This is a genomic window from Streptomyces sp. SudanB182_2057 (assembly GCF_964272715.1).
Lineage (GTDB): Bacteria > Actinomycetota > Actinomycetes > Streptomycetales > Streptomycetaceae > Streptomyces > Streptomyces rubradiris.
Window position 1 is genome coordinate 8,503,664 of the sequence record NZ_OZ186798.1, and the last position, 18,601, is coordinate 8,522,264.

Consider the following 18,601-nt stretch of genomic DNA (forward strand, 5'->3'; position numbering starts at 1 on the left):
ACCGTCGCTCCGCTCGTGAAAGGAACCCGCCGGTGCGCTATCTCGACGAGTACCGGGACCCCGTACTCGCCCGGCACCTGTTGGAAGAGACCAGGGCCATCGCCACCCGCCCCTGGCGGATCATGGAGGTCTGCGGAGGCCAGACCCACACCCTCGTCCGCCAGGGCATCGACGAACTGCTGCCCGCCGGCATCCGGATGATCCACGGTCCCGGCTGCCCGGTGTGCGTCACACCGCTGGAGACCCTCGACCGGGCGATGGCCATCGCCGCCCGGCCGGACGTGATCTTCACCAGCTTCGGCGACATGCTCCGCGTACCGGGAACCACCACCGACCTGCTGTCGGCACGGGCCCGCGGCGCGGACGTACGCGTCGTCTACTCACCGATGGACGCCGTCGAGATCGCCCGTGCCGAACCCGGCCGCGAGGTCGTCTTCCTCGCCATCGGCTTCGAGACCACCGCACCGGCCAACGCCATGGCCGTCCTCCACGCCGACCGTCTGGGTCTGACCAACTTCAGTGTCCTCGTCAGCCACGTCATGGTCCCGCCCGCGATGACGACACTCCTCGAATCCCCCGACTGCGAGGTCCAGGCATTCCTCGCCGCAGGCCACGTCTGCACGGTGATGGGCTGGACCGCCTACGAACCGATCGCCGCGCGCCATGGCGTGCCCATCGTCGTCACCGGCTTCGAGCCCCTGGACCTGCTGGAAGGCATCCACATGGCCGTGCGCCAGCTCGAAGAGGGGCGTGCCGAGGTCGAGAACCAGTACGCCCGAGCCGTGCGCCGCGAGGGCAACACCGCCGCACAGACCGCCGTTGCCCACGTGTTCCGCGTCTGCGACCAGGTATGGCGCGGCCTGGGTCCGCTGCCCGGAAGCGGTCTCGCCCTCGCCGAGGAGTTCGCCCGCTTCGACGCCGCCCGCCGCTATGACGTCGGTTCCCTCCGCTCCGCCGAAGAGCCCGCCTGCATCTCGGGTGCCATCCTCACCGGCGCCAAGCTGCCCACCGACTGCACCGCGTACGGAACGGCCTGCACGCCCCTCACCCCGCTCGGGGCCCCCATGGTCTCCTCCGAGGGAACCTGCGCCGCCTTCCACGCCGCGGGCCGCACCTCCGCCGGCATCGACACGTCCTCCGGGAGCCCCGCATGACGACCTGCCCCCTGCCCTCGACCGGGGACGACCGCGTCCTCCTTGGCCACGGCGCCGGCGGACGCCTGTCGGCCGAACTCCTGGAGGCCCACGTTCTCCCGGCCCTCGCCCCGGCCGCGGCAGCCACCGGCGGGCCGCTGGAGGACGCCGCCCCGCTGCCGGGCGACGACACCTTGGTGATGACCACCGACGCCTTCGTCGTCAGCCCGCTGTTCTTCCCCGGCGGCGACATCGGCACCCTCGCCGTCAACGGCACCGTCAACGACCTGGCGATGCGCGGAGCCCGGCCGCTCGCCCTCACGGTGGCCCTGATCATCGAGGAAGGGTTGGACTTCGCCCGGCTGGACACCATTCTCGCCTCCCTGGGCAAGACGGCGGCCGAAGCGGGGGTACCGGTGGTGGCCGGAGACACGAAGGTCGTCGGCCGTGGCCAGGCCGACGGGCTCTTCATCACCACCACGGGCATCGGCCGCCGTCTGCCCGGTCTGAACCCTTCCGCCGCCCGCGCCAGGCCCGGCGACGCCGTCCTGCTCAGCGGACCGCTCGGCGCCCACGGCACCGCCGTCCTCAGCGTCCGCGACAACCTGGGTTTCGCCTCCGACATCACCTCCGACACCCGGCCCCTGCACCGCCTGGTCGACGCCCTCGCCCCGCTGGGCGCACACGTCCACACCCTGCGCGACCCCACCCGTGGCGGCCTGGCCGCCTCCCTCAACGAAATCGCTCGCGATTCCCGGGTCCACGTCAGCATCGACGAAACCGCCCTCCCCGTCCCCGAACCCGTCGCCGGTGCCTGCGACCTGCTGGGTCTGGACCCCCTCACCGTGGCCAACGAAGGCTGCATGGTCGCCTTCGTCGCCCCCGAATCCGCCGACGAGGCACTCGGCCTGATGCGTGCCCTTCCCGAAGGGCGGCACGCCACCCGCATCGGCGATGTCACCGACGGCCCCGCGGGCCGCGTCGTCCTGCGCACCCTCATCGGCGCCCAGCGCCTCATCGACATGCCACTGGGCGAACAACTGCCCCGTATCTGCTGAGCTGACCGGCCGGCTGCCCGGGGGGCGTCCGCCAGATTTGCCGGCACCGTCCTTCGCAATGATCAGGGGCGGACGATGACGACGGGGCACTTCGCGTGGTGAGCGACGTGCTGGCTCACAGACCCCAGCAGAGCGCGGGCGAACCCGCCGCGCCCCCTGCTGCCCACGACCAACGCAGCCGCTCCCTCGGCGGCCGTCAGCAGGACCTCCACGGTGTTACCACGGGCCACGAGCGCCCTGACCGAGTCGCCCTGCTCCGCCCCCAGCACCTCGCGCAGCTCATTCCTCAGCAGTTGCCGGGCGACGGCCTCGTCGAAATCCGCGTCCACGGCCAGGGCCGCCCAGCCGTACGCACCGGGCATGTCCCAGGCCACCACCACGTCCACGGTGCCGTCGATCAGCTCGGCGTATCGCACGGCCCACCGCAGCGCGGCGTGCGAGTCCGGCGAACCGTCGGCGCCCACGACGACACGAGGCCGGGCAGTTTCCGTACCCATGCGTCTCACCTCTCCACACAGTTCAACCGTCAGACAGCGCGAGGGTGCAGGTCTCACCGGGCGCCATGGTCACAGCGCGGTCGGCCAGCACCACGCGGATCGGCGACTCGTCGGAGTCGGGCACGCTGATGTCGAGCTGTCCGCTCCGGTTGAGTACGCCGACGCCCCAGTGGCCGCGGTAGTGCACCGTGAAGCCGTACTCGGAGAGCGCGGGCATCGGCACCGGGTCGAGGCGGAGGGAGTCCGCGCGCGTCTCCAAACCGGTCAGACCACGCTGCACCAGGTCCAGCGTCCCGGCCATGGCGCCCAGATGGATGCCCTCGCCCGTCGTCCCGCCCTGGATATCGGCGATGTCCGCCTTCAGGGCCTCGTGAACGTACTGCCACGCGTCGGCCCGCCGGGCCCGGGCGAGGACGAAGCCGTGGACGAGTTCGCTGAGTGTGGAGCCGTGGCTGGTGCGCCGCAGGTAGTAGTCGACCGTTCGGTTCCAGACGTCGTCGTCCAAGTCGTAGCCGAGCCGTTGGAACAGGTGGCGCAGTTCGGGGGGTGAGAACAAGTAGCCCAGCATGAGGACGTCGGCCTGTTTGGACGCCTTGTAGCGGTTGACCGTGTCGCCCTCGGCCTCCAGGATGCGGTCCAGTCGGCGGATGGTGGTGTAGCGGGCGCGGTAGGCTTCCCAGTCCAGTTCGGCGAGGCCGTCGTAGCCCTCGAACTGGCTGATGACGCCTTGGTGGAACGGCACGCGCAAACGCCGGGACACCTCCTCCCACCTCGTCAGCTCGTCGGCGCCCAGCCCGAGCCGGTCCAGCAGTTCCTCCCTGCGCCACGAGGGAAGACGCCGCAGGAGGTCCAGACCACGGGTGAGGACCCAGGCCGCGGTGACGTTGGTGTAGGCGTTGTCGTCCAGTCCGGGCCGGGGCGAACCGGGGTAGCCGTCGTGGTACTCGTCGGGACCGACGACGCCGCGGATCCGGTAACGGTCGGAGGTCGGGTCGAAGACGGCGAAGCCGGCCCAGAAGCGGGCGATCTGCAGCAGCATCTCCGCCCCCTTCGTATGAAGGTATTCCGTGTCGCCGGTGGCCGCGCAGTACTGCCACACGTTGTAGGCGATGGCTGAACCCACATGGTGCTGCAGGCGGGAGTGGTCCGGCAGCCAGCGTCCCGAGGCAGGGTTGAGGTGCCACTCCTGGGACTCCTCGCGGCCGTCGCTGCCGCTCTGCCACGGGTACATGGCCCCGGCCCGGCCGGTGGCCGCCGCCGCTCCGCACGCCCGGGGGAGTCGCCGGTGTCGGTAGTCCAGCAGGGACCGGGAGACTTCCGGCAGGTGGAGGTTGAGGTAGGGCAGAACGAACAGCTCGTCCCAGAAGACGTGGCCCCGGTACGCCTCGCCGTGCAGTCCACGGGCGGGAACACCCACGTCGAGATCCGCCGTGTGCGGTGACAGTGTCTGCAGGACGTGGAAGAGGTGGAAGCGCAGTATGCGGCCGGCTTCACCGGGGACCCGGATGTCCGCTCGCCGCCACAGCCCTTTCCAGGCGGCCACGTGCGAGTCCAGCAGGACGGGGAAGCCGGGTGCCGCCGATACCCGGTCGACGGCCTCGCTCACAGGGTTGCCGATCGCCGTGTCCCGGGAGGTGTGGAGTGCCACGGTCTTGTCCACGGTCACGGGCTGTCCCGGAGCGACGGTCGCCACCAGCCGGTGAACGGCCTGGTGGCCGGCCGGGGAGAGCACCGACGAGACCGAGGGAGCGTCGGTGCTGCCGGCCGTCGTCCGGGCCGCCAGGGCGACGGAGATGTCCGATGTGCTGGTCCGGCAGCTCAGCCAGACCGTGTGCGGCTCCTGGGCGCCGGTCCGCACATGTGCCAGATGGTGGCGGTTGAGGGCGCGGTACCGGTGCACATTGCCGTTGAAGACGCCACCGTCGATCGAGCTTTCGATCTCGATCTGCCCCGACCAGCCGTCGGTCGTGATGATCGTGCGCAGCGCGGCCAGGTGCGCGTCTGCCATGTGCACCAGGCGGATCTGCTCCACGCCGAGCACGGCCGTGCCGTCGAGCCGATAGCGGGAGGTGCGCGTGAGCGTGCCACGGCGCAGATCGAGCACGTGTCCGTGATCGAGGACGGCATACGAGTTTGGGGAGACCCACGGCCCCCACACGTCGGCCCTCCGCAGGCGGAACCGGAGGAGCAGCCAGTTCGGCAGGTTCACCAGGTCCTCGTTGACCACTCGCCGTCCGGACACGGTCGACTCCAGCCTGTTGTAGCACCCGGCCGCGTAGGTCCCCGGGTAGTGCACCAGGCCGCCGCGGTACTCCGGGAGCGCCCCGCGCGTGGCGAAGTAGCCGTTGCCGAGAGCGCAGAGGGATTCACGCAGCTGCTCGGCGGCGGGTATGTGACCCCTCCACTCCCATGTCCATTCAGACATCAGCCACCCTCGCCTCTCCTGCCGACGGCCGCGGCCCGGGGTTCAGACCCGCTGGGGGACGACGGCGACGGGGCACGGCGCATGGTGGAGGAGGGTGTGGGCGACCCTGCCGAGCTGCAGGCCGAAGTGACCGTGGCGGCGTTGGGCGCCCACGACGATCAGGTCGGCCCCGGCCGAGGCGTCCAGGAGAACCCGGTGGGCGGGGCCTTCGACAGGCCGGAGATCGATGTCGACCCCGGGATGCTCCCGTACCGCCTCGCGCAGCGCGGCGTCGAGGTCGGCGGCGGCCCGCTGCTCCCGTGACCGGGCGGCGTCGTCGGCGATGAGCATGTGGTCCACGGGCTCCTGGGACGGGCTCCGCCAGGCGCGTACGGCGGTCAGGGCACAGCCCCGCAGCTCGGCTTCCCGGACGGCGAACCGCACGGCCCCCGCACCGCCGGGCGCGTCACCGACACCCACCACGACCCGGCCCGCGGTTTCCCGTCGGCCGGGCCCCTCGCCCCGGACCACGACGACCGGGCAGACGGCGCCAGCGGCCACGGTCAGGCTGACGGACCCCAGCAGCATCCCCGCGACCTGGCCGCGCCCGCGTGAGCCCGTGACCAGAGCGAACGCCTCCGGCCCCACGCGCAACAACGCGGACACGGCATCCTCGGTCACGGCCTCCCCCGAGACCCGCAGTTCGGGATTCCGCCGCCGGGCCCGCTCCACGCAGGAGGCCACGATGTGGTCGGCCATGACCTTCTCGGCATGCCGGACGGTGCTGAAGGAGGGACGTGTCACCTCGTAGTTCTCCCAGAGGGAGGCATGGAGCAGACGAAGAGGCAGTCCGTGCCGTGCCGACTCGTCCACCGCCCAGTCGACGGCCGCCAGGCTGGAGTCGGAGCCGTCGACGCCCACGACCAACGGGAGGTTCATGGCAGTCACCGCTTTCGTCGTCCGGCTGCGGGGCCCTTATGACTACGGTCGCACCGCCCGCCCGGTGCCGCGACACGCGGCTCTTCCGGGCCGGCGGTGCGGCCGGTTTGCGGTGGTCCCGGCCGCGGTGATGCTGGAGGCAGGGGCGAGCCGGCCGCCTTCCGCACGGCAATGAGAGGCCGAGGACATGCCCGTCGCCGCGCCGCACATCGTGAGTGACGTGATGACCGCGCCCGCCGTGGTCGTCGGATCCGGCACGCCGTTCAAGGAGATCGTGCGCGTCATGGTCCGGCGGCATGTGAGCGCCGTGCCGGTCGTGAACGGTGACGGCCGGGTCGTCGGCGTGGTGTCCGAGGCGGACCTGCTGCCCAAGGAGGAGTCCCGGTGCCACGAGGCCGCCGGTTCCGAACGGGGCCGACGTGGCCCGGGAGCGATCAAGGCGGAGGGCAGGACCGCCGAGGAGGTGATGACCGCGCCCGCCATCACGGTGGGATCGGGGCAGACCCTGGCCCGGGCGGCTCGTCTCATGGCCGTGCACCACGTCAAACGGCTGCCCGTCATCGATGACGAGGGCCGGCTGTGCGGCGTCGTCAGCCGTGGTGACCTGCTGAAGGTGTTCTTGCGGCCGGACGAGGACATCGAGGAGGAGGTCCGCCGCACGGTGGTCTCCTACTTGTTCCCGCGGCACGCCCACGCCATCCACGTGTCCGTACTGAACGGGGTCGTCACCCTCCGCGGGCCCGTCCACGACACCTCCCTCATCTGGGTCGCCGAACGCCTTGTCGGAGGGCTGGAGGGGGTAGTGGGTGTCGATTCCCGGCTCCGTGGCGAAGGGCCCTGTACGGGCCCGCTCGCGGCCGCGCGGTGACGGACGACGCGGCGCGTAACGCGGGCCTATCCGTCAGCCGGAGTGATCCGGCGGCCCGTGAGACGCGTGGGCCGGATCGACACCCACATGTCGCGTTCCCCGCCGGCCCACGGTGTGGTGTGCGCCTTCCGGCCGAGTTCGCGCATGACCTCCGGATCCGTCACCACGCTCGCGGGGCCGACGGCGAGGACGCTCCAGCCCTGGCTCAGGGCTTCGTCCACGTGATCGACCTCGAAGGCGATTTCCGTCTCCGCCGCCCTGGCGACGACGGATTCGGGCGCGGTCCGCAAGACGATGGCGTCCTCGACGACCTCGTAGTTGACGGGGACGACCACGGGACGGCCGTCGGGCCCGGACACCGCGACGCGGCCCACGCCGTGTGTGGAGAGCAGGGTGCGGCACTCCTCCTGGCCGAGGTCCCGCAGCTCGGGACGCAGCAGCGCGTGGCCCTGCCCGGGCGGAAGCTCCATGCCCCCGCCCCGCAGTGCGGCGACCGTGGTGCCGAACGCGTCGGCCAGCCTGATGAGAGTCGCGAGGGTCGGGTCGCCGGGCCTTTCCTCGACATACGCGAGGTAGCCGGGGGACATCCGGGCGCGCCGCGCCGTCTCGACCCGGCTGAGCCCAAGCCGCCGACGCTCGGCCGCGATGCGCCGGCCGATGTCGCCGGGATCGGCCGCTCCGGCCGGACGCGCCGTGGTCGTGGCAGTCGGCTCCGCCTCGCCTGCGGGCTCCTGTCGCTCATGTTCCGGATGACGGATGCGGGCGTCGGGGCCGGGGAACATCAGGGTCACCTCGCCCGTGTCCCACCAGCGCACGTCGTAGGGGGGTGTTCCGTCGTCGTGGTGGAGCCCGATGATCTCGCCGTCGCGCCTGGCCGCTCCGGTCGCCGCGTTCTCGATGACGAGCTGGTCTCCGAGGTGAGCTCGCATGATCGCCGCCCTCTCCTCAGAATGGTGCTGTATCCAACCTGCCACGCGGGCCGCACGGCCGCACGGGACGGCAGCCCTCCGACCTGCGAGGCGGACGGCCCGTACCCGGGAGGCGACATGCATCACCGAACGGTCGAGGAACTCATGAGCCGCGATGTCGTCCGGGCACGGCCTGACACACCGTTCAAGGAACTCGTCAGGCTGCTGGAGGAGAACGACGTCACCGCCCTCCCCGTGGTGGACGGCCTGAACCGTCCGATGGGTGTCGTCTCCGAGGCCGATCTGCTGCGCAAGTGCGCCGAGCAGGCCGATCCCACGGGCCGGGTCCCCATCCCGCATCTGGAGGCGTGGGAGCGCGCCAAGGCCGAGGGCTCCCGCGCCGAGGAGCTGATGTCGGCTCCCGCCGTGTGCGCACGAGCGGAATGGACCGTGGTCGAGGCCGCCCGCCTCATGGAGACCCAGAACCTGAAACGACTGCCTGTGGTGGACGAGGCGGACCGCCTCCTCGGCATCGTCAGCCGCGGCGATCTCCTGCGGGTGTTCCTCCGCCGTGACGAGGCCATCCGTGAGGAGATCGACGCAGACCTGCTGCGGCGCACCCTGCGACTCGACCCACGTGATGTCACGGCGGAGGTGCGCGACGGGCGGGTGACCCTGTCCGGCACCGTCGAGTACAGGAGTCTCATCCCTGTCGTCGAGCAGTTGTGCCGCGGCGTCGACGGCGTGGTGTCGGTCTCCGCGCACCTGGCCTACCGGACGGATGACGCCCGGGACACCACCGCCGGTACCTGAGAAGAGGGACCCCGTGTGAGCGGTGTACGCACCCGTGTGCGCCGGTTACCGGCCCGCAGCGCCTGTCCACCGGCTGAACGAGGCAGCGGCTGTCAACGTCCGGGGCGCCGGACCTCGTCCGGCGAAGGTTCCTGATCGTCACAGCTGTGGGACGACGGCGACGGGGCACGGCGAGTAGTGCAACAGCGCGTGATTGACCAGTCCCAGTTGCAGGCCCGGATGGCCGAGCCGTCGTCGCGCGCCGACGATCAGCAGATCCGTCGTCGACGCGGCTTCCAGCAGTGCCGGGCGCCCCGGCTTCTCGACGAACAACCGGTTCACCGTGGTGTCCGGATACCCCAGGAGAGGTTGGCGCAGGGCGTCGTCGAGCACCTGCGCCGGTGGACGACGGTGGGTTCCCGCGAATCCCGACGTGGACGGTGACGCCGCACGACCGCCGGGCGTCGTGCCGCAGGCGTGCACGGCCACGAGCCGGCACCGGCGCACGTGGGCTTCGCGCAGTGCGAAGTCCACGGCGCTCTCGCTGCCCTCACCGTCCTCCACACCCACGACGACGTTCCCGAAGCGGGCGTCGAGATGCTCCGGGGTGCCGCGGACCACGATGACCGGGCAGTCGGCGCGTGCGGCCACGGCGAGGCTCACCGACCCCAGCAGCATGCCGACGAGGCCCCCGCGTCCCCTGTACCCGAGGACCAGCGCGAAGGCGTTGCGCCCCTTGTCGACCAACGCGGAAGCCGCGTCCTCCTGCGAGACCTCGCTCGACAAGGGGACAGTCGGAGCGGTCGCCTCGGCGCGCGTGCAGGCGGCGCGGATGGCGGCGGACGCCTCCTGGTCAGCGGACGTCGCGTGCAGCAGATGCAGCGGCAGCCCGTGCCGGGCCGCCTCGGCGGCGGCCCAGGAGACCGCCTCCAGACTCGGCTCGGATCCGTCGACCCCCACCACCAGGGGAATCGCCACCTGGTCCACCTCCTTTCGGCAGGGCTCCGCGGATTCGCCAGCCACTCCGCCACGGTCCGCATGCGTCCGGGCGGAAGCCGGGGGATCCTCTGAAGGGAGGAACCCGTCGCGACCTTCCGCGGGCGGCTTCCGGATCGAGCATCCGGCCGGACGGCTTCGCCGCCCCTCCAGCTTCCAACGAGACGGAGGCAGTCGCCATGCCACTGCTTGCCACCGCGATCTGCGCGGTACGCCAAAGACCCCGGCCGCTGCCCGCTCGCCCGCCCGCCGGCGGCCCAGGACACGATGCCTCACCGGCGCTGTCCCGGCGCCGTCCCGCCTCATGATCGGGACCGGCCTTCACCCCTCCGGAGTCGACGCCTCACCGGTCCGGTCGGGTGCCGCACAGCCGTCCTCGCGTGCCGGGGTGTGCGAAACCCACACCGCCACGCTGTTCTTCGTCGGCGACCGGGCCTACAAGAGCAAGAAGCCGGTGGCGCTGGGTTTCCTGGACTACACCGCCGTCGAAGCCCGCCGGGCCGCGTGCGAGCGGGAGATCGCCCTCAACCGCCGGTTCGCGCCGGACGTGTATGTCGGCCTGGGAGAGTTCCGCAGTCCCGACGCGGAGGATGCCGAGCCGGTGGTGGTGATGCGCCGCATGCCGGAGGACCGCCGCCTCTCCGACCTCGTACGGGCAGGGGTCACCGTGGACGACGTCCTCGGCACCGTGGCACGGCGTCTGGCCGCGTGGCACGCGACGGCACCCCGGGGCCCGGAGGTCGAGGAGCAGGGCAGGCGGGACGCGCTGTCGGCGCGGTGGGAGGCCAGCTTCGCGCAGCTGCACGGTATGCCCGCGCAGGGACTCGCATCCGGCTGCCTGACCGAGATCGAGCGGCTGGTACGACGGTATCTGGCCGGCCGCGAGCGGCTGTTCGACGCCCGGATCGAACAGGGCAGGGTGGTCGACGGCCACGGAGACCTGCTCGCCGAGGACGTCTTCTGCCTCGACGACGGGCCCAGAATCCTCGACTGCCTGGAGTTCGACGACCGCCTCCGCTACGTGGACGGTCTGGACGACGCCGCCTTCCTCGCCATGGACCTGGAGCGGCTCGGCGCCCCGGAGGCCGCGGCCTGGTTCCTCGCCCGGTACGGCGAGTACTCCGCGGACCCCGCACCCCCCTCCTTGTGGCACCACTACGTCGCCTACCGTGCCTTCGTCCGAGCCAAGGTGTCGCTGATCCAGGCGCGCCAGGGCACGCCGGGCGCGGAAGCGGCGGCGCGACGGCTCGCCACCCTGACGCTGCGCCACCTGCGCACCTCCGCCGTTTCCCTCACCGTGGTCGGCGGCCTGCCCGGAAGCGGGAAGTCCACCCTCTCCGGAGCGCTGGCCGACCGGCTGGGCGTCACCCTGCTCAGCAGCGACCGCATCCGCAAGGAACTCGCGGGCATCCCCGCGGAACAGTCCGCCGCGGCAGGCTACGGCGAAGGGCTCTACACACCCGAATGGACGGCCAGGACCTACACCGCCCTGCTGGAACGTGCGGCCGTCCTGTTGTCCTCCGGGGAGTCCGTCGTCCTGGACGCCAGCTGGTCGGACGCCCCGCAGCGGGAAGCCGCCGCACGCATTGCCGAACGCACCAGCGCCGACCTCGTGGCCCTGCACTGCCACGTGCCGGACGCCGTGTCCACGGCCCGCCTGCGCACGCGCGCCCCGGGGCCCTCCGACGCCGGTCCGGACATCGCCGCCGCCATGGCGGCCAAGGAGCCCGCATGGCCGGGGGCCGTCCCCATCGACACCAGCGGTGCGCTGGAGACCGCGGTGGCCCAGGCGCTGACGGCTGTACGCCCGTGGGGCACCGGCCAGGCTCCGGTCTTCCGACGTCCCTACATGGAGCCGGACTGAGTCGCCCGGCGGCACGTCGGCAGCGAGGGAGTGGGTAAAGTGCGAGCGCTCGTCTATCACGGCCCGGCACAGACCTCCTGGGACACCGTCCCCGACCCTGTGATCGAGGAGGCGACCGACGCCCTGGTACGCGTGGACGCGACCACCGTCTGCGGTACCGACCTGCACATCCGGCGGGGCGACTTCCCCGAGGTGAGGCCGGGGAGGGTGCTGGGCCACGAGGCCGTCGGGGAGGTCGTGGAGACCGGCGGGGAGGTGCACCACCTGCGCCCCGGTGACCAGGTGATCGTGTCGTCCGTCTCGGCCTGCGGCGACTGCGGGGAGTGCCATGACGCCCGGTACGGGCAGTGCCGGGGCGGCGGCGGGTGGATCCTGGGGAACCTGATCGACGGCACCCAGGCCGAGCTGGTGCGCGTACCCTTCGCGGACCACTCCACCACCCGGTGCCCCGCGGGTCTCCCGCTGGACGATGCCGTGCTGCTCGCCGAACTCCTGCCCACCGCTTACGAGGTCGGGGTGCGCAACGGACACGTCGGCCCCGGGGACACCGTCGTCGTGGTGGGCGCCGGGCCCGTCGGTCTCGCGTCGGCTGTCGTCGCGCGACTGTACTCTCCCCGCAGGATCATCGTCGTCGATCTGGCCGGCGCCCGGCTGGAGGCCGCCGTCCGGCTGGGGGCGGATGCCGCCGAATCGCCGGGAAAGATGATCGCCGAGCTGTCCGAGGGGCCGGGCGCGGACGTGGTCATCGAGGCGTCCGGGGAACCGGACGGCTTCCTGCTGTGCACGCGGGCCGTCCGCACGGGAGGGCACATCGCCAACATAGGGACCCACGGCAGACCGGCGACACTGCATCTGGAGTCCCTGTGGCGCAAGAACCTGACCATCAGCACGGGGCAGGTCGACACGTCCTCCACGCCATGGCTGCTGGAGCTGATGCGGTCCGGTCGACTGCCCGTCTCCCCGCTGGTCACCCACACCCTCGGTCTCGACCGGATGGAGGAAGCCTACGAGGTGTTCGCCCACGGCACCGGCACGGGCGCCCTCAAAGTCGTGCTGCACTGCTGGTGAAGGGGACTGATGCGCGCGAGGACGTCGCGGATTCGCCGGCCTCCTGCTGGGATCGGTCAGTCGGGCTTCGCCGCGTCGTGCGTACTGCCCGGTGACGGTGACGCGGGCAGACGAGGCGGCTCGTCGACGGTCGCAGGCGCCGTTCGAGGGGCTGCGGGGCGGGTGGGGGCGAAGCGCGTCAGGAAGGGGCCGCACACGGCGAGGAGCAGCACGTAGGTGGTGGTCAGGGCGCCGATTCGCTGGTCTGCGGCACCAGCGAGGCCGACGATGACGACGGAGAACTCGCCACGGGCGATCAGGGCGGTTCCAGCCCGTAGCCGACCGCGGTAGCCCGCCCCGTCCCGGCCGGCCGCGTACCAGCCGGAGATCAGCTTCGTGAACGCGGTGACCACGGCGAGAACGGTGGCGGCAGGCAGCATCGACAACAGGTCGCCCGGGTCGACGGACAGGCCCATGGCGAGGAAGAACAGGGCGGCGAACAGGTCGCGCAGCGGGTGGAGCACGGCCCGGGCCCGGTCGGCGGCGGTGCCGGTCAGCGCGAGTCCGATGAGGAAGGCACCGACGGCGGCGGAGACGTGAACGGTCTCGGCGAGCGCGGCGACGACCAGGGTGATGCCGAGGATCCGCAGGAGCACTTGCTCGGGGTCGGGATGGGTGAGGATCCTGCCGACGTGGTGGCTCCAGCGGGCGGAGGCAGCGATCGCGCCGGCGACGACCGCGGTGGCCGCCAGGACGGAGAGCAGTGCCTGCCACCAGGTGCCGCCGGAGGTGATGACGGCGAGCAGGGGAAGGTAGGCGGCCATGGCGAAGTCCTCCATCACCAGGACCGACAGCACCGCCGGGGTCTCCCGGTTGCCCAGCCGGCGCAGGTCACCGAGCAGGCGGGCGATGATGCCGGAGGAGGAGACGTAGGTGACGCCGGCCAGTGCCAGGATCCCGCCCGCGTCCAGACCGAGCAGCCAGCCGGTCACGGCGCCCGGGGTGGCGTTGAGGGCCACGTCGATGGCCGCAGAGACGCGGTGGCGGCGCAGGCTGACGGCGAACTCCCGAACGGTGAAGTCCAGGCCGAGGGTCAGCAGCAGCAGGATCACGCCGATCGAGGCGCCGATGCCGACGAAATCGCGTGCGGCCGGAACCGGGACGAGGCCACCGTCCCCCAGGGCCAGCCCGGCCAGCAAGTACAACGGCACGGGCGAGAGGGCGTAGCGCCGCGAGAAGGCGCCGAGCACGCTCAGCCCGGTCAGGATGGCCCCCAGTTCCAGCAGCAGGGCGATGGGGGTCCGCACGGCTCAGCCCTGGATGATGCGCCGGGCGTCGGCAATGCCGTCGCGGGTGCCGATGAGCACGAGGACGTCTCCGGCCTGCAGCATCTGACCTGGACCGGGCGAGGCGATGACGCCGTCGCCGCGGACGACGGCCACGATCGAGGCGCCGGTGCGGGTTCTCGTCCGGGTGTCGCCCAGGGCGCGGCCGGCGAACGGGCTGTCGTGCCGCACTTCGACCTGCCCGGCGCTCAGGCCGGGCACTTCGCGGGTCAGGTCGGCGAAGCGTTCCGCGATGCGCGGGGCGCCGAGGATCTCGGCGAGGGTGTCGGCCTCCTGACTGGTGAGTCGCACGACCGGGCGTGCCTCGTCCGGGTCGCCGCCGGGATACACGACCACCTCGAAGTCCCCCGAACGTTGCGCGACCACGCCGATCCGGTCACCTTCGTGGTTGACGAACTCGTACCGGAGCCCGACACCGGGCAGCAGCACCTCGTTGACGTCCACGTGCATCACTCCGTCAGTCGCGCGTGCGGGACCTGGGCGAGCCCCGCTGTGCACAGATATTCGGCACATTCCGACGGGTACTCGACACCAGGCTGACCCGTACGAGTTGGCAGCCGGTGTCCTGACGGCCCGGGCATCGGCGGCCGAGCCGAGTGACCCCTCACACGACCGGGGCCGGCATCCAGGAGCGAGCGGACCGAGGCCGGCAACCGAAGCGGCTGCTCGCCGACGCCGTTGTGGGAAGGAGCGTGTGTCATGTGTGATCCGGTGACGTTCGGGCTGCCCGGTTCCGCTCCGAGCCCTGGCGCGGCCGACGTCGAGGCTGGGGAGGGCTGCCCGCGCGGGGCTGCGCCGCCGAGCGTGCGGGCGTTCGGCCACGCGCCAGGGCACCTGCCGGTCGGTTCGCTGCCGTGGAATCTGGTCGGCCACGGCCTGGAGTCGATGGCGCACCGCGTAGCGACGCGTGCCTCGGTCGGCCAGGCCATCGTTCACCACGCCCGCCGTCCCGCCACCGACGTTCGGGGCCAGCAGTGAGTATGCCCCCGTGGCCCCCCACTGCCACCGGACCCGAGGCGTCAACCAGCCGGACGGAACCCCTGAAAGACGCCTACCAGCGGGGGGCAGTCGAGGTCACGAGCCTGCTTGGCGTAAACCCGGCCATGGGCCTGACCACGGCGGAGGCCGGGCAGCGGGCGACCGCCTGCGGGGCGAACGAGCTGGCCGAACCCGTCCGCCGATCGCGCTGGCTGCGCTTGCTGGACCAGTTCCGCAGCTGGCTGATCGGCATCCTGCTCGTTGCCGCGGTCGTCGCCGGAATCATCGGCGAAATCAAGGACGCCATCGTCATCACCGTCGTCCTTTTCATCAATGCCACCATCGGCTACCTGCAAGAACGCCGTGCCGAGCGCAGCCTGGAAGCTCTGCGCCAGATGCTGGTGCCCACCGCCCGTGTACGCCGCGACGGCCAGGTCCAGGCGGTGCCCGCGCGCACCCTCGTGCCCGGCGATGTGGTCCTGCTGGAAGCGGGCGACCGCGTCCCGGCCGACGGACGTCTGGTGATCGCCGAGTCGGTCGAGGCCGCCGAGGCCGCGCTGACCGGGGAGTCCCACCCGGTGGCCAAGACGACCGCCCCCATCGCGGCCACAGGCGAGGAACCGGTACCCGTCGCAGAACGCACCAGCATGCTGTTCATGAACACCGCGCTCACCCGAGGTCGCGCCGAAATGATCCTCACGGCCACCGGGATGCACACAGAGGTCGGCGCCATAGCCGAGGCCCTGCGCACCGGGCGGGAGCCGCCCAGCCCATTGCAGGTGCAGATGGACAGCCTGGGCCGGCGCCTGGCCGTGGTCAGCGGCATCGCCGTCGCCGTCTACGCACTCGTCGCCTTCATACAGGGCGATGACCTTGCCGGCCTCATGCTGCGCGCGGTGGCCCTGGCCGTCGCCGCGATCCCGGAGGGGTTGCCCGCCGTCCTTGCCCTCACCCTGGCCCTGGGCGTCCACCGCATGGCCTGCCGTGGCGCCATCGTCAAACGCCTGGCCTCCGTCGAGGCCCTCGGCTCCGCGACCGTGGTGTGCAGCGACAAGACCGGCACCCTCACCTTGAACGAGATGACCACCCGCGTCCTTTGGGCTGCTGGGCGCTCGTACGAGGTGACCGGTGAGGGTTACGACACCGCCGGCACCGTACGCCCTGTGGACAAGGGGGCTGTGTCCACGGACCTCTGGGAGGCGGTGCTGCCGTTCGCGCTGTGCAATGACGCCCGCCTCACACCCGACAACCGAGGGATCATCGGTGACCCTACCGAAGCGGCGCTCCTCGTGCTCGCCGTCAAGGCCGGCCTCGACACCGACGCCCTGCGCACCGGCACGCCGCGCACCGGCGAGGTTCCCTTCGACCCGGCCGCCAAGTTCATGGCCACCTTCCACCCGGAAGGCAGCGGCAGCCGGGTGCGTGTCCACGTCAAGGGAGCCGTGGACGTTCTGCTGGACCGCTGCACCCACATCCTGACCGGAGACGGCCCTGCCCCCCTCGATGCCCGGCACCGTCAGTCGGTCGAGGACGTCGTCCGGCGCATGGGCGGACAGGGGCTACGTGTCCTGGGCGCCGCGACCACGGTCAGGAGCCGGCCGTACCAGGACGAGGTGCGGGGACTGACCCTGACAGCGATCGCAGGGATCGCCGATCCGGCCCGTCCCCAGGCCCGCGACGCCGTCACCCTGGCCCGGACCGCCGGCGTCGCCGTCAAAATGATCACCGGAGACCATGCCGACACCGCTGCCGCCATCGCCGGCGAACTCGGCATCACCGGCGACACCGTCACCGGCACCGAACTGGCCCGGATGAGTGAGCACGACCTCGCGGGCCGCGTCGGGGACATCGGTGTCTTCGCCCGCGTCGCCCCTGACACAAGGTGACCATCGTGCGCGCCCTGGCCCAGCGTGGCCACATCGTGGCCATGACCGGCGACGGCGTCAATGACGCCGCCGCCCTGCGCGCCGCCCACATCGGCGTCGCCATGGGCATCACCGGAACCGACGTGGCCAAAGAAGCCGCCGACATGGTTCTCACCGACGACGACTTCTCCACCATCGTCCGAGCGATCCGGGAGGGACGCTCCATCTACGACAACATCGTCACCTTCGTCCGCTTCCAGCTGGCCACCAACATCGGCGCCATCCTCACCCTGCTCGCCACCGTGGTGGCCGGGCTGCCCGCCCCCATGTCCGCGATCCAGCTGCTCTGGGTCAACATCATCATGGACGGTCCGCCCGCCATGGCCCTGGGCGTCGACCCACCTCGCGAGAACGTGATGCGCCGCCCGCCCCGCCCGCCCGCCGAACGCATTCTGAACGCCCGCCGCCTGACCGCCATCGTCCGCGTCGGCGCGGTCATGGCCACGGGCACCGTGGCCGTCTTCACTGTCGCCCGGCATCTCACCGATGCCACGACCGCGGCCACCATGGCGTTCACCACTTTCGTCCTCTTCCAGCTGTGCAACGCTCTGGCCGCCCGCAGCGAGGACGAACCCGTATTCGGCCGACACCAGCTGCACAACCCCACCCTGTGGATCTGCCTCGCCGTGGTGTTCATCCTGCAGGGCGTGGCCGTGCAGGTGCCCGTGGCCCAGGGCGTCTTCGACACCGCTCCGCTCAGTGCCGCCCAGTGGGCGATCTGTCTCGCCACCGCCTCCTCCGTGCTGCTGGCCGAACACGCCTGGCGTATCGGACGCGCACGCCCCCGTCGATCAGCCCGCCGGAGTGACACGTCCTGATCAGCGGATTGCCGTGCCGCGGGTCCCAGTCAGAGGACGTCGAGCAGATCAGCCACCGGTCGCCGTGGACTGGCCGGGCCCTCGGGGCCGTAACCGAGACGGATCACCATCTGTACGTGTCCCATGGCCGACACGGGGTCGCGGACGGCCCATCGGATCTCCGGCCATTCCAGGGGCTGCGAGGTGACCGAGGCGACGAGACCGTCGGCGGTGGCCCGGAGCAGGACCCGCTCCAGCGCCTGGCCGGCGCACAGCCAGTCCACCGGCTTGTCGTGGGCCGTACCGAGCAGAGCGATGTTCGGGCTCTTCTCGAACGGTGCCCAGCCCCGCCCTTGCACCGGGCGTTGGGTAGCGAAGTCACGTACCGGAACGGAGGTACCGCGCTGCCGTGGGCCGAACGCCTCGCCGGGGATGCCGTCGGCGGTGCCGGTGCTGCCCGTCGGCTCCGGATGCGTCCATCTTTCGGTCTCCCCGCGTACTTCCGGGTCGACCGCCTCTCTCTCCTCGGCGTCCCGCACCAGGTCCAGGATCGAGTCGATGTGCCAGGCACCGGGAAACAGCAGCTGAGCGCCTTCCACCGCGGCCGCCTCGCACAGTCTCTCCCGTGCGGCTGCGGGGACCGGCTCGTCGCGGAAGGGCAGACGGCTGGAATGGCGGCGCCGGACCGCAGGGCCCAGCAGGGCCAGCTCCCCATCGGGTGGTCCGGTCGCGCACAGATGCGCTTCGGCCAGAAGGTCGGGGTAGGCGGGTTCGGGCAGCAGCCGCACGAGCGGCGCCAGGCCCGCCGCAGCGGCGGACGCGCGCAGATTGAGCAGCGCGGCGCCGCAGCCGATGTGCAGACCACGGTGGTCCGGATCCGTTCGCGGCAGTGCGCGCCGCGGGTCCGCGTACAGGCGCAGGACGCCGATGTCGCGCAGGTAGCGGAAGGACCAGGGCTGTGCGTTGTGCAGCGACGGAGCCCTGGAGGCGTCCGCCACGAGTGCGGTGACGGTTTCCACGTCGGGAGGTTGTGCGGTCACGGTGGATTC

At 71.7% G+C, this 18,601-nt stretch carries 17 protein-coding genes; 9 read left to right on the forward strand and 8 right to left on the reverse strand.

Features of this window, described 5'->3' with window-relative positions; all coding sequences use genetic code 11:
- Positions 1-32 precede the first annotated feature (32 nt).
- Together hypD and hypE are read left to right on the forward strand one after the other, a co-directional pair.
- Positions 33-1,154, forward strand: coding sequence for a hydrogenase formation protein HypD (hypD, locus tag ACSURM_RS37600; RefSeq protein ID WP_436960689.1), 1,122 nt, complete (start codon positions 33-35; stop codon positions 1,152-1,154).
- Positions 1,151-2,191, forward strand: a complete 1,041-nt coding sequence (gene hypE, locus ACSURM_RS37605; protein ID WP_436960690.1) for a hydrogenase expression/formation protein HypE — start codon at positions 1,151-1,153, stop codon at positions 2,189-2,191. Before hypD ends, hypE begins: the two co-directional genes overlap by 4 nt.
- Positions 2,192-2,253: 62 nt before the next feature.
- On the opposite strand, the gene ACSURM_RS37610 is transcribed toward hypE, so the two are convergent.
- Genes ACSURM_RS37610 through ACSURM_RS37620 form a run of 3 tightly spaced genes read right to left on the reverse strand, consistent with a single transcriptional unit; the run spans position 2,254 to position 6,031 of the window.
- Positions 2,254-2,688 carry a universal stress protein gene (locus ACSURM_RS37610; protein ID WP_436960692.1) on the reverse strand — a complete coding sequence of 145 codons (435 nt, stop codon included), beginning with the start codon at positions 2,686-2,688 and terminating at the stop codon, positions 2,254-2,256.
- Between the two features lie 22 nt (positions 2,689-2,710).
- Entirely contained in the window at positions 2,711-5,113 is a 2,403-nt protein-coding gene (locus tag ACSURM_RS37615; RefSeq protein WP_436960693.1) for a glycoside hydrolase family 65 protein, read from the reverse strand.
- Between the two features lie 42 nt (positions 5,114-5,155).
- Positions 5,156-6,031, reverse strand: a complete 876-nt coding sequence (locus ACSURM_RS37620) for a universal stress protein (RefSeq protein ID WP_436960695.1) — start codon at positions 6,029-6,031, stop codon at positions 5,156-5,158.
- 187 nt (positions 6,032-6,218) lie between these two features.
- Between ACSURM_RS37620 and ACSURM_RS37625 the strand changes: the two genes are divergently transcribed.
- Positions 6,219-6,899: a CBS domain-containing protein gene (locus ACSURM_RS37625; RefSeq protein ID WP_436960697.1), complete on the forward strand. Its 681-nt coding sequence runs from the start codon at positions 6,219-6,221 to the stop codon at positions 6,897-6,899.
- 26 nt (positions 6,900-6,925) lie between these two features.
- Here the strand turns inward: ACSURM_RS37625 and ACSURM_RS37630 are convergent, their stop codons facing one another.
- Positions 6,926-7,828, reverse strand: a complete 903-nt coding sequence (locus ACSURM_RS37630) for a pyridoxamine 5'-phosphate oxidase family protein (RefSeq protein WP_436960699.1) — start codon at positions 7,826-7,828, stop codon at positions 6,926-6,928.
- A gap of 117 nt (positions 7,829-7,945) precedes the next feature.
- Between ACSURM_RS37630 and ACSURM_RS37635 the strand changes: the two genes are divergently transcribed.
- The gene (locus tag ACSURM_RS37635; protein WP_436960701.1) at positions 7,946-8,620 is read left to right on the forward strand and encodes a CBS domain-containing protein; all 675 of its coding nucleotides are present in this window, start codon (positions 7,946-7,948) and stop codon (positions 8,618-8,620) included.
- Positions 8,621-8,758: 138 nt separating this feature from the next.
- Here the strand turns inward: ACSURM_RS37635 and ACSURM_RS37640 are convergent, their stop codons facing one another.
- Complete coding sequence (locus tag ACSURM_RS37640; protein WP_436960703.1) at positions 8,759-9,577, reverse strand: universal stress protein; 819 nt, start codon at positions 9,575-9,577, stop codon at positions 8,759-8,761.
- Positions 9,578-9,983: 406 nt separating this feature from the next.
- Here ACSURM_RS37640 and ACSURM_RS37645 point away from each other — a divergent pair, with 406 nt between their 5' ends.
- Positions 9,984-11,459 (forward strand): AAA family ATPase, encoded by a 1,476-nt coding sequence (locus tag ACSURM_RS37645; RefSeq protein ID WP_436960704.1) that lies wholly within the window; start codon positions 9,984-9,986, stop codon positions 11,457-11,459.
- A 39-nt stretch (positions 11,460-11,498) separates the two neighbouring features.
- Entirely contained in the window at positions 11,499-12,527 is a 1,029-nt protein-coding gene (locus ACSURM_RS37650; protein WP_436960706.1) for an alcohol dehydrogenase catalytic domain-containing protein, read from the forward strand.
- Between the two features lie 56 nt (positions 12,528-12,583).
- Here the strand turns inward: ACSURM_RS37650 and ACSURM_RS37655 are convergent, their stop codons facing one another.
- Together ACSURM_RS37655 and ACSURM_RS37660 are read right to left on the reverse strand one after the other, a co-directional pair.
- Positions 12,584-13,813 carry a cation:proton antiporter gene (locus ACSURM_RS37655; RefSeq protein WP_436960707.1) on the reverse strand — a complete coding sequence of 410 codons (1,230 nt, stop codon included), beginning with the start codon at positions 13,811-13,813 and terminating at the stop codon, positions 12,584-12,586.
- Between the two features lie 3 nt (positions 13,814-13,816).
- The gene (locus ACSURM_RS37660; RefSeq protein ID WP_436960709.1) at positions 13,817-14,296 is read right to left on the reverse strand and encodes a cation:proton antiporter regulatory subunit; all 480 of its coding nucleotides are present in this window, start codon (positions 14,294-14,296) and stop codon (positions 13,817-13,819) included.
- Positions 14,297-14,551: 255 nt separating this feature from the next.
- On the opposite strand from ACSURM_RS37660, the gene ACSURM_RS37665 reads away from it, so the two are divergent.
- The 3 genes from ACSURM_RS37665 (at position 14,552) to ACSURM_RS37675 (ending at position 17,573) form a co-directional block, all read left to right on the forward strand.
- Positions 14,552-14,830: a hypothetical protein gene (locus ACSURM_RS37665; RefSeq protein ID WP_436960711.1), complete on the forward strand. Its 279-nt coding sequence runs from the start codon at positions 14,552-14,554 to the stop codon at positions 14,828-14,830.
- 125 nt (positions 14,831-14,955) lie between these two features.
- Positions 14,956-16,716 (forward strand): cation-translocating P-type ATPase, encoded by a 1,761-nt coding sequence (locus tag ACSURM_RS37670; RefSeq protein ID WP_436960712.1) that lies wholly within the window; start codon positions 14,956-14,958, stop codon positions 16,714-16,716.
- A 5-nt stretch (positions 16,717-16,721) separates the two neighbouring features.
- A complete protein-coding gene (locus tag ACSURM_RS37675) occupies positions 16,722-17,573 on the forward strand; it encodes an HAD-IC family P-type ATPase (RefSeq protein ID WP_436960714.1) in 852 nt (283 codons plus the stop codon).
- A 29-nt stretch (positions 17,574-17,602) separates the two neighbouring features.
- Here the strand turns inward: ACSURM_RS37675 and ACSURM_RS37680 are convergent, their stop codons facing one another.
- The gene (locus ACSURM_RS37680) at positions 17,603-18,592 is read right to left on the reverse strand and encodes an Acg family FMN-binding oxidoreductase (RefSeq protein WP_436960716.1); all 990 of its coding nucleotides are present in this window, start codon (positions 18,590-18,592) and stop codon (positions 17,603-17,605) included.
- Between the last annotated feature and the right edge of the window lie 9 nt (positions 18,593-18,601).

Bases quoted from the DNA above. Each gene is read 5' to 3' on its own strand.
- ACSURM_RS37665 (WP_436960711.1), top strand. From the start codon at position 14,552: ATGTGTGATCCGGTGACGTTCGGGCTGCCCGGTTCCGCTCCGAGCCCT.
- ACSURM_RS37670 (WP_436960712.1), top strand. From the start codon at position 14,956: ATGGGCCTGACCACGGCGGAGGCCGGGCAGCGGGCGACCGCCTGCGGG.
- ACSURM_RS37625 (WP_436960697.1), top strand. From the start codon at position 6,219: ATGCCCGTCGCCGCGCCGCACATCGTGAGTGACGTGATGACCGCGCCC.
- ACSURM_RS37615 (WP_436960693.1), bottom strand. From the start codon at position 5,113: ATGTCTGAATGGACATGGGAGTGGAGGGGTCACATACCCGCCGCCGAG.
- hypE (WP_436960690.1), top strand. From the start codon at position 1,151: ATGACGACCTGCCCCCTGCCCTCGACCGGGGACGACCGCGTCCTCCTT.
- ACSURM_RS37630 (WP_436960699.1), bottom strand. From the start codon at position 7,828: ATGCGAGCTCACCTCGGAGACCAGCTCGTCATCGAGAACGCGGCGACC.
- ACSURM_RS37635 (WP_436960701.1), top strand. From the start codon at position 7,946: ATGCATCACCGAACGGTCGAGGAACTCATGAGCCGCGATGTCGTCCGG.
- ACSURM_RS37610 (WP_436960692.1), bottom strand. From the start codon at position 2,688: ATGGGTACGGAAACTGCCCGGCCTCGTGTCGTCGTGGGCGCCGACGGT.
- ACSURM_RS37620 (WP_436960695.1), bottom strand. From the start codon at position 6,031: ATGAACCTCCCGTTGGTCGTGGGCGTCGACGGCTCCGACTCCAGCCTG.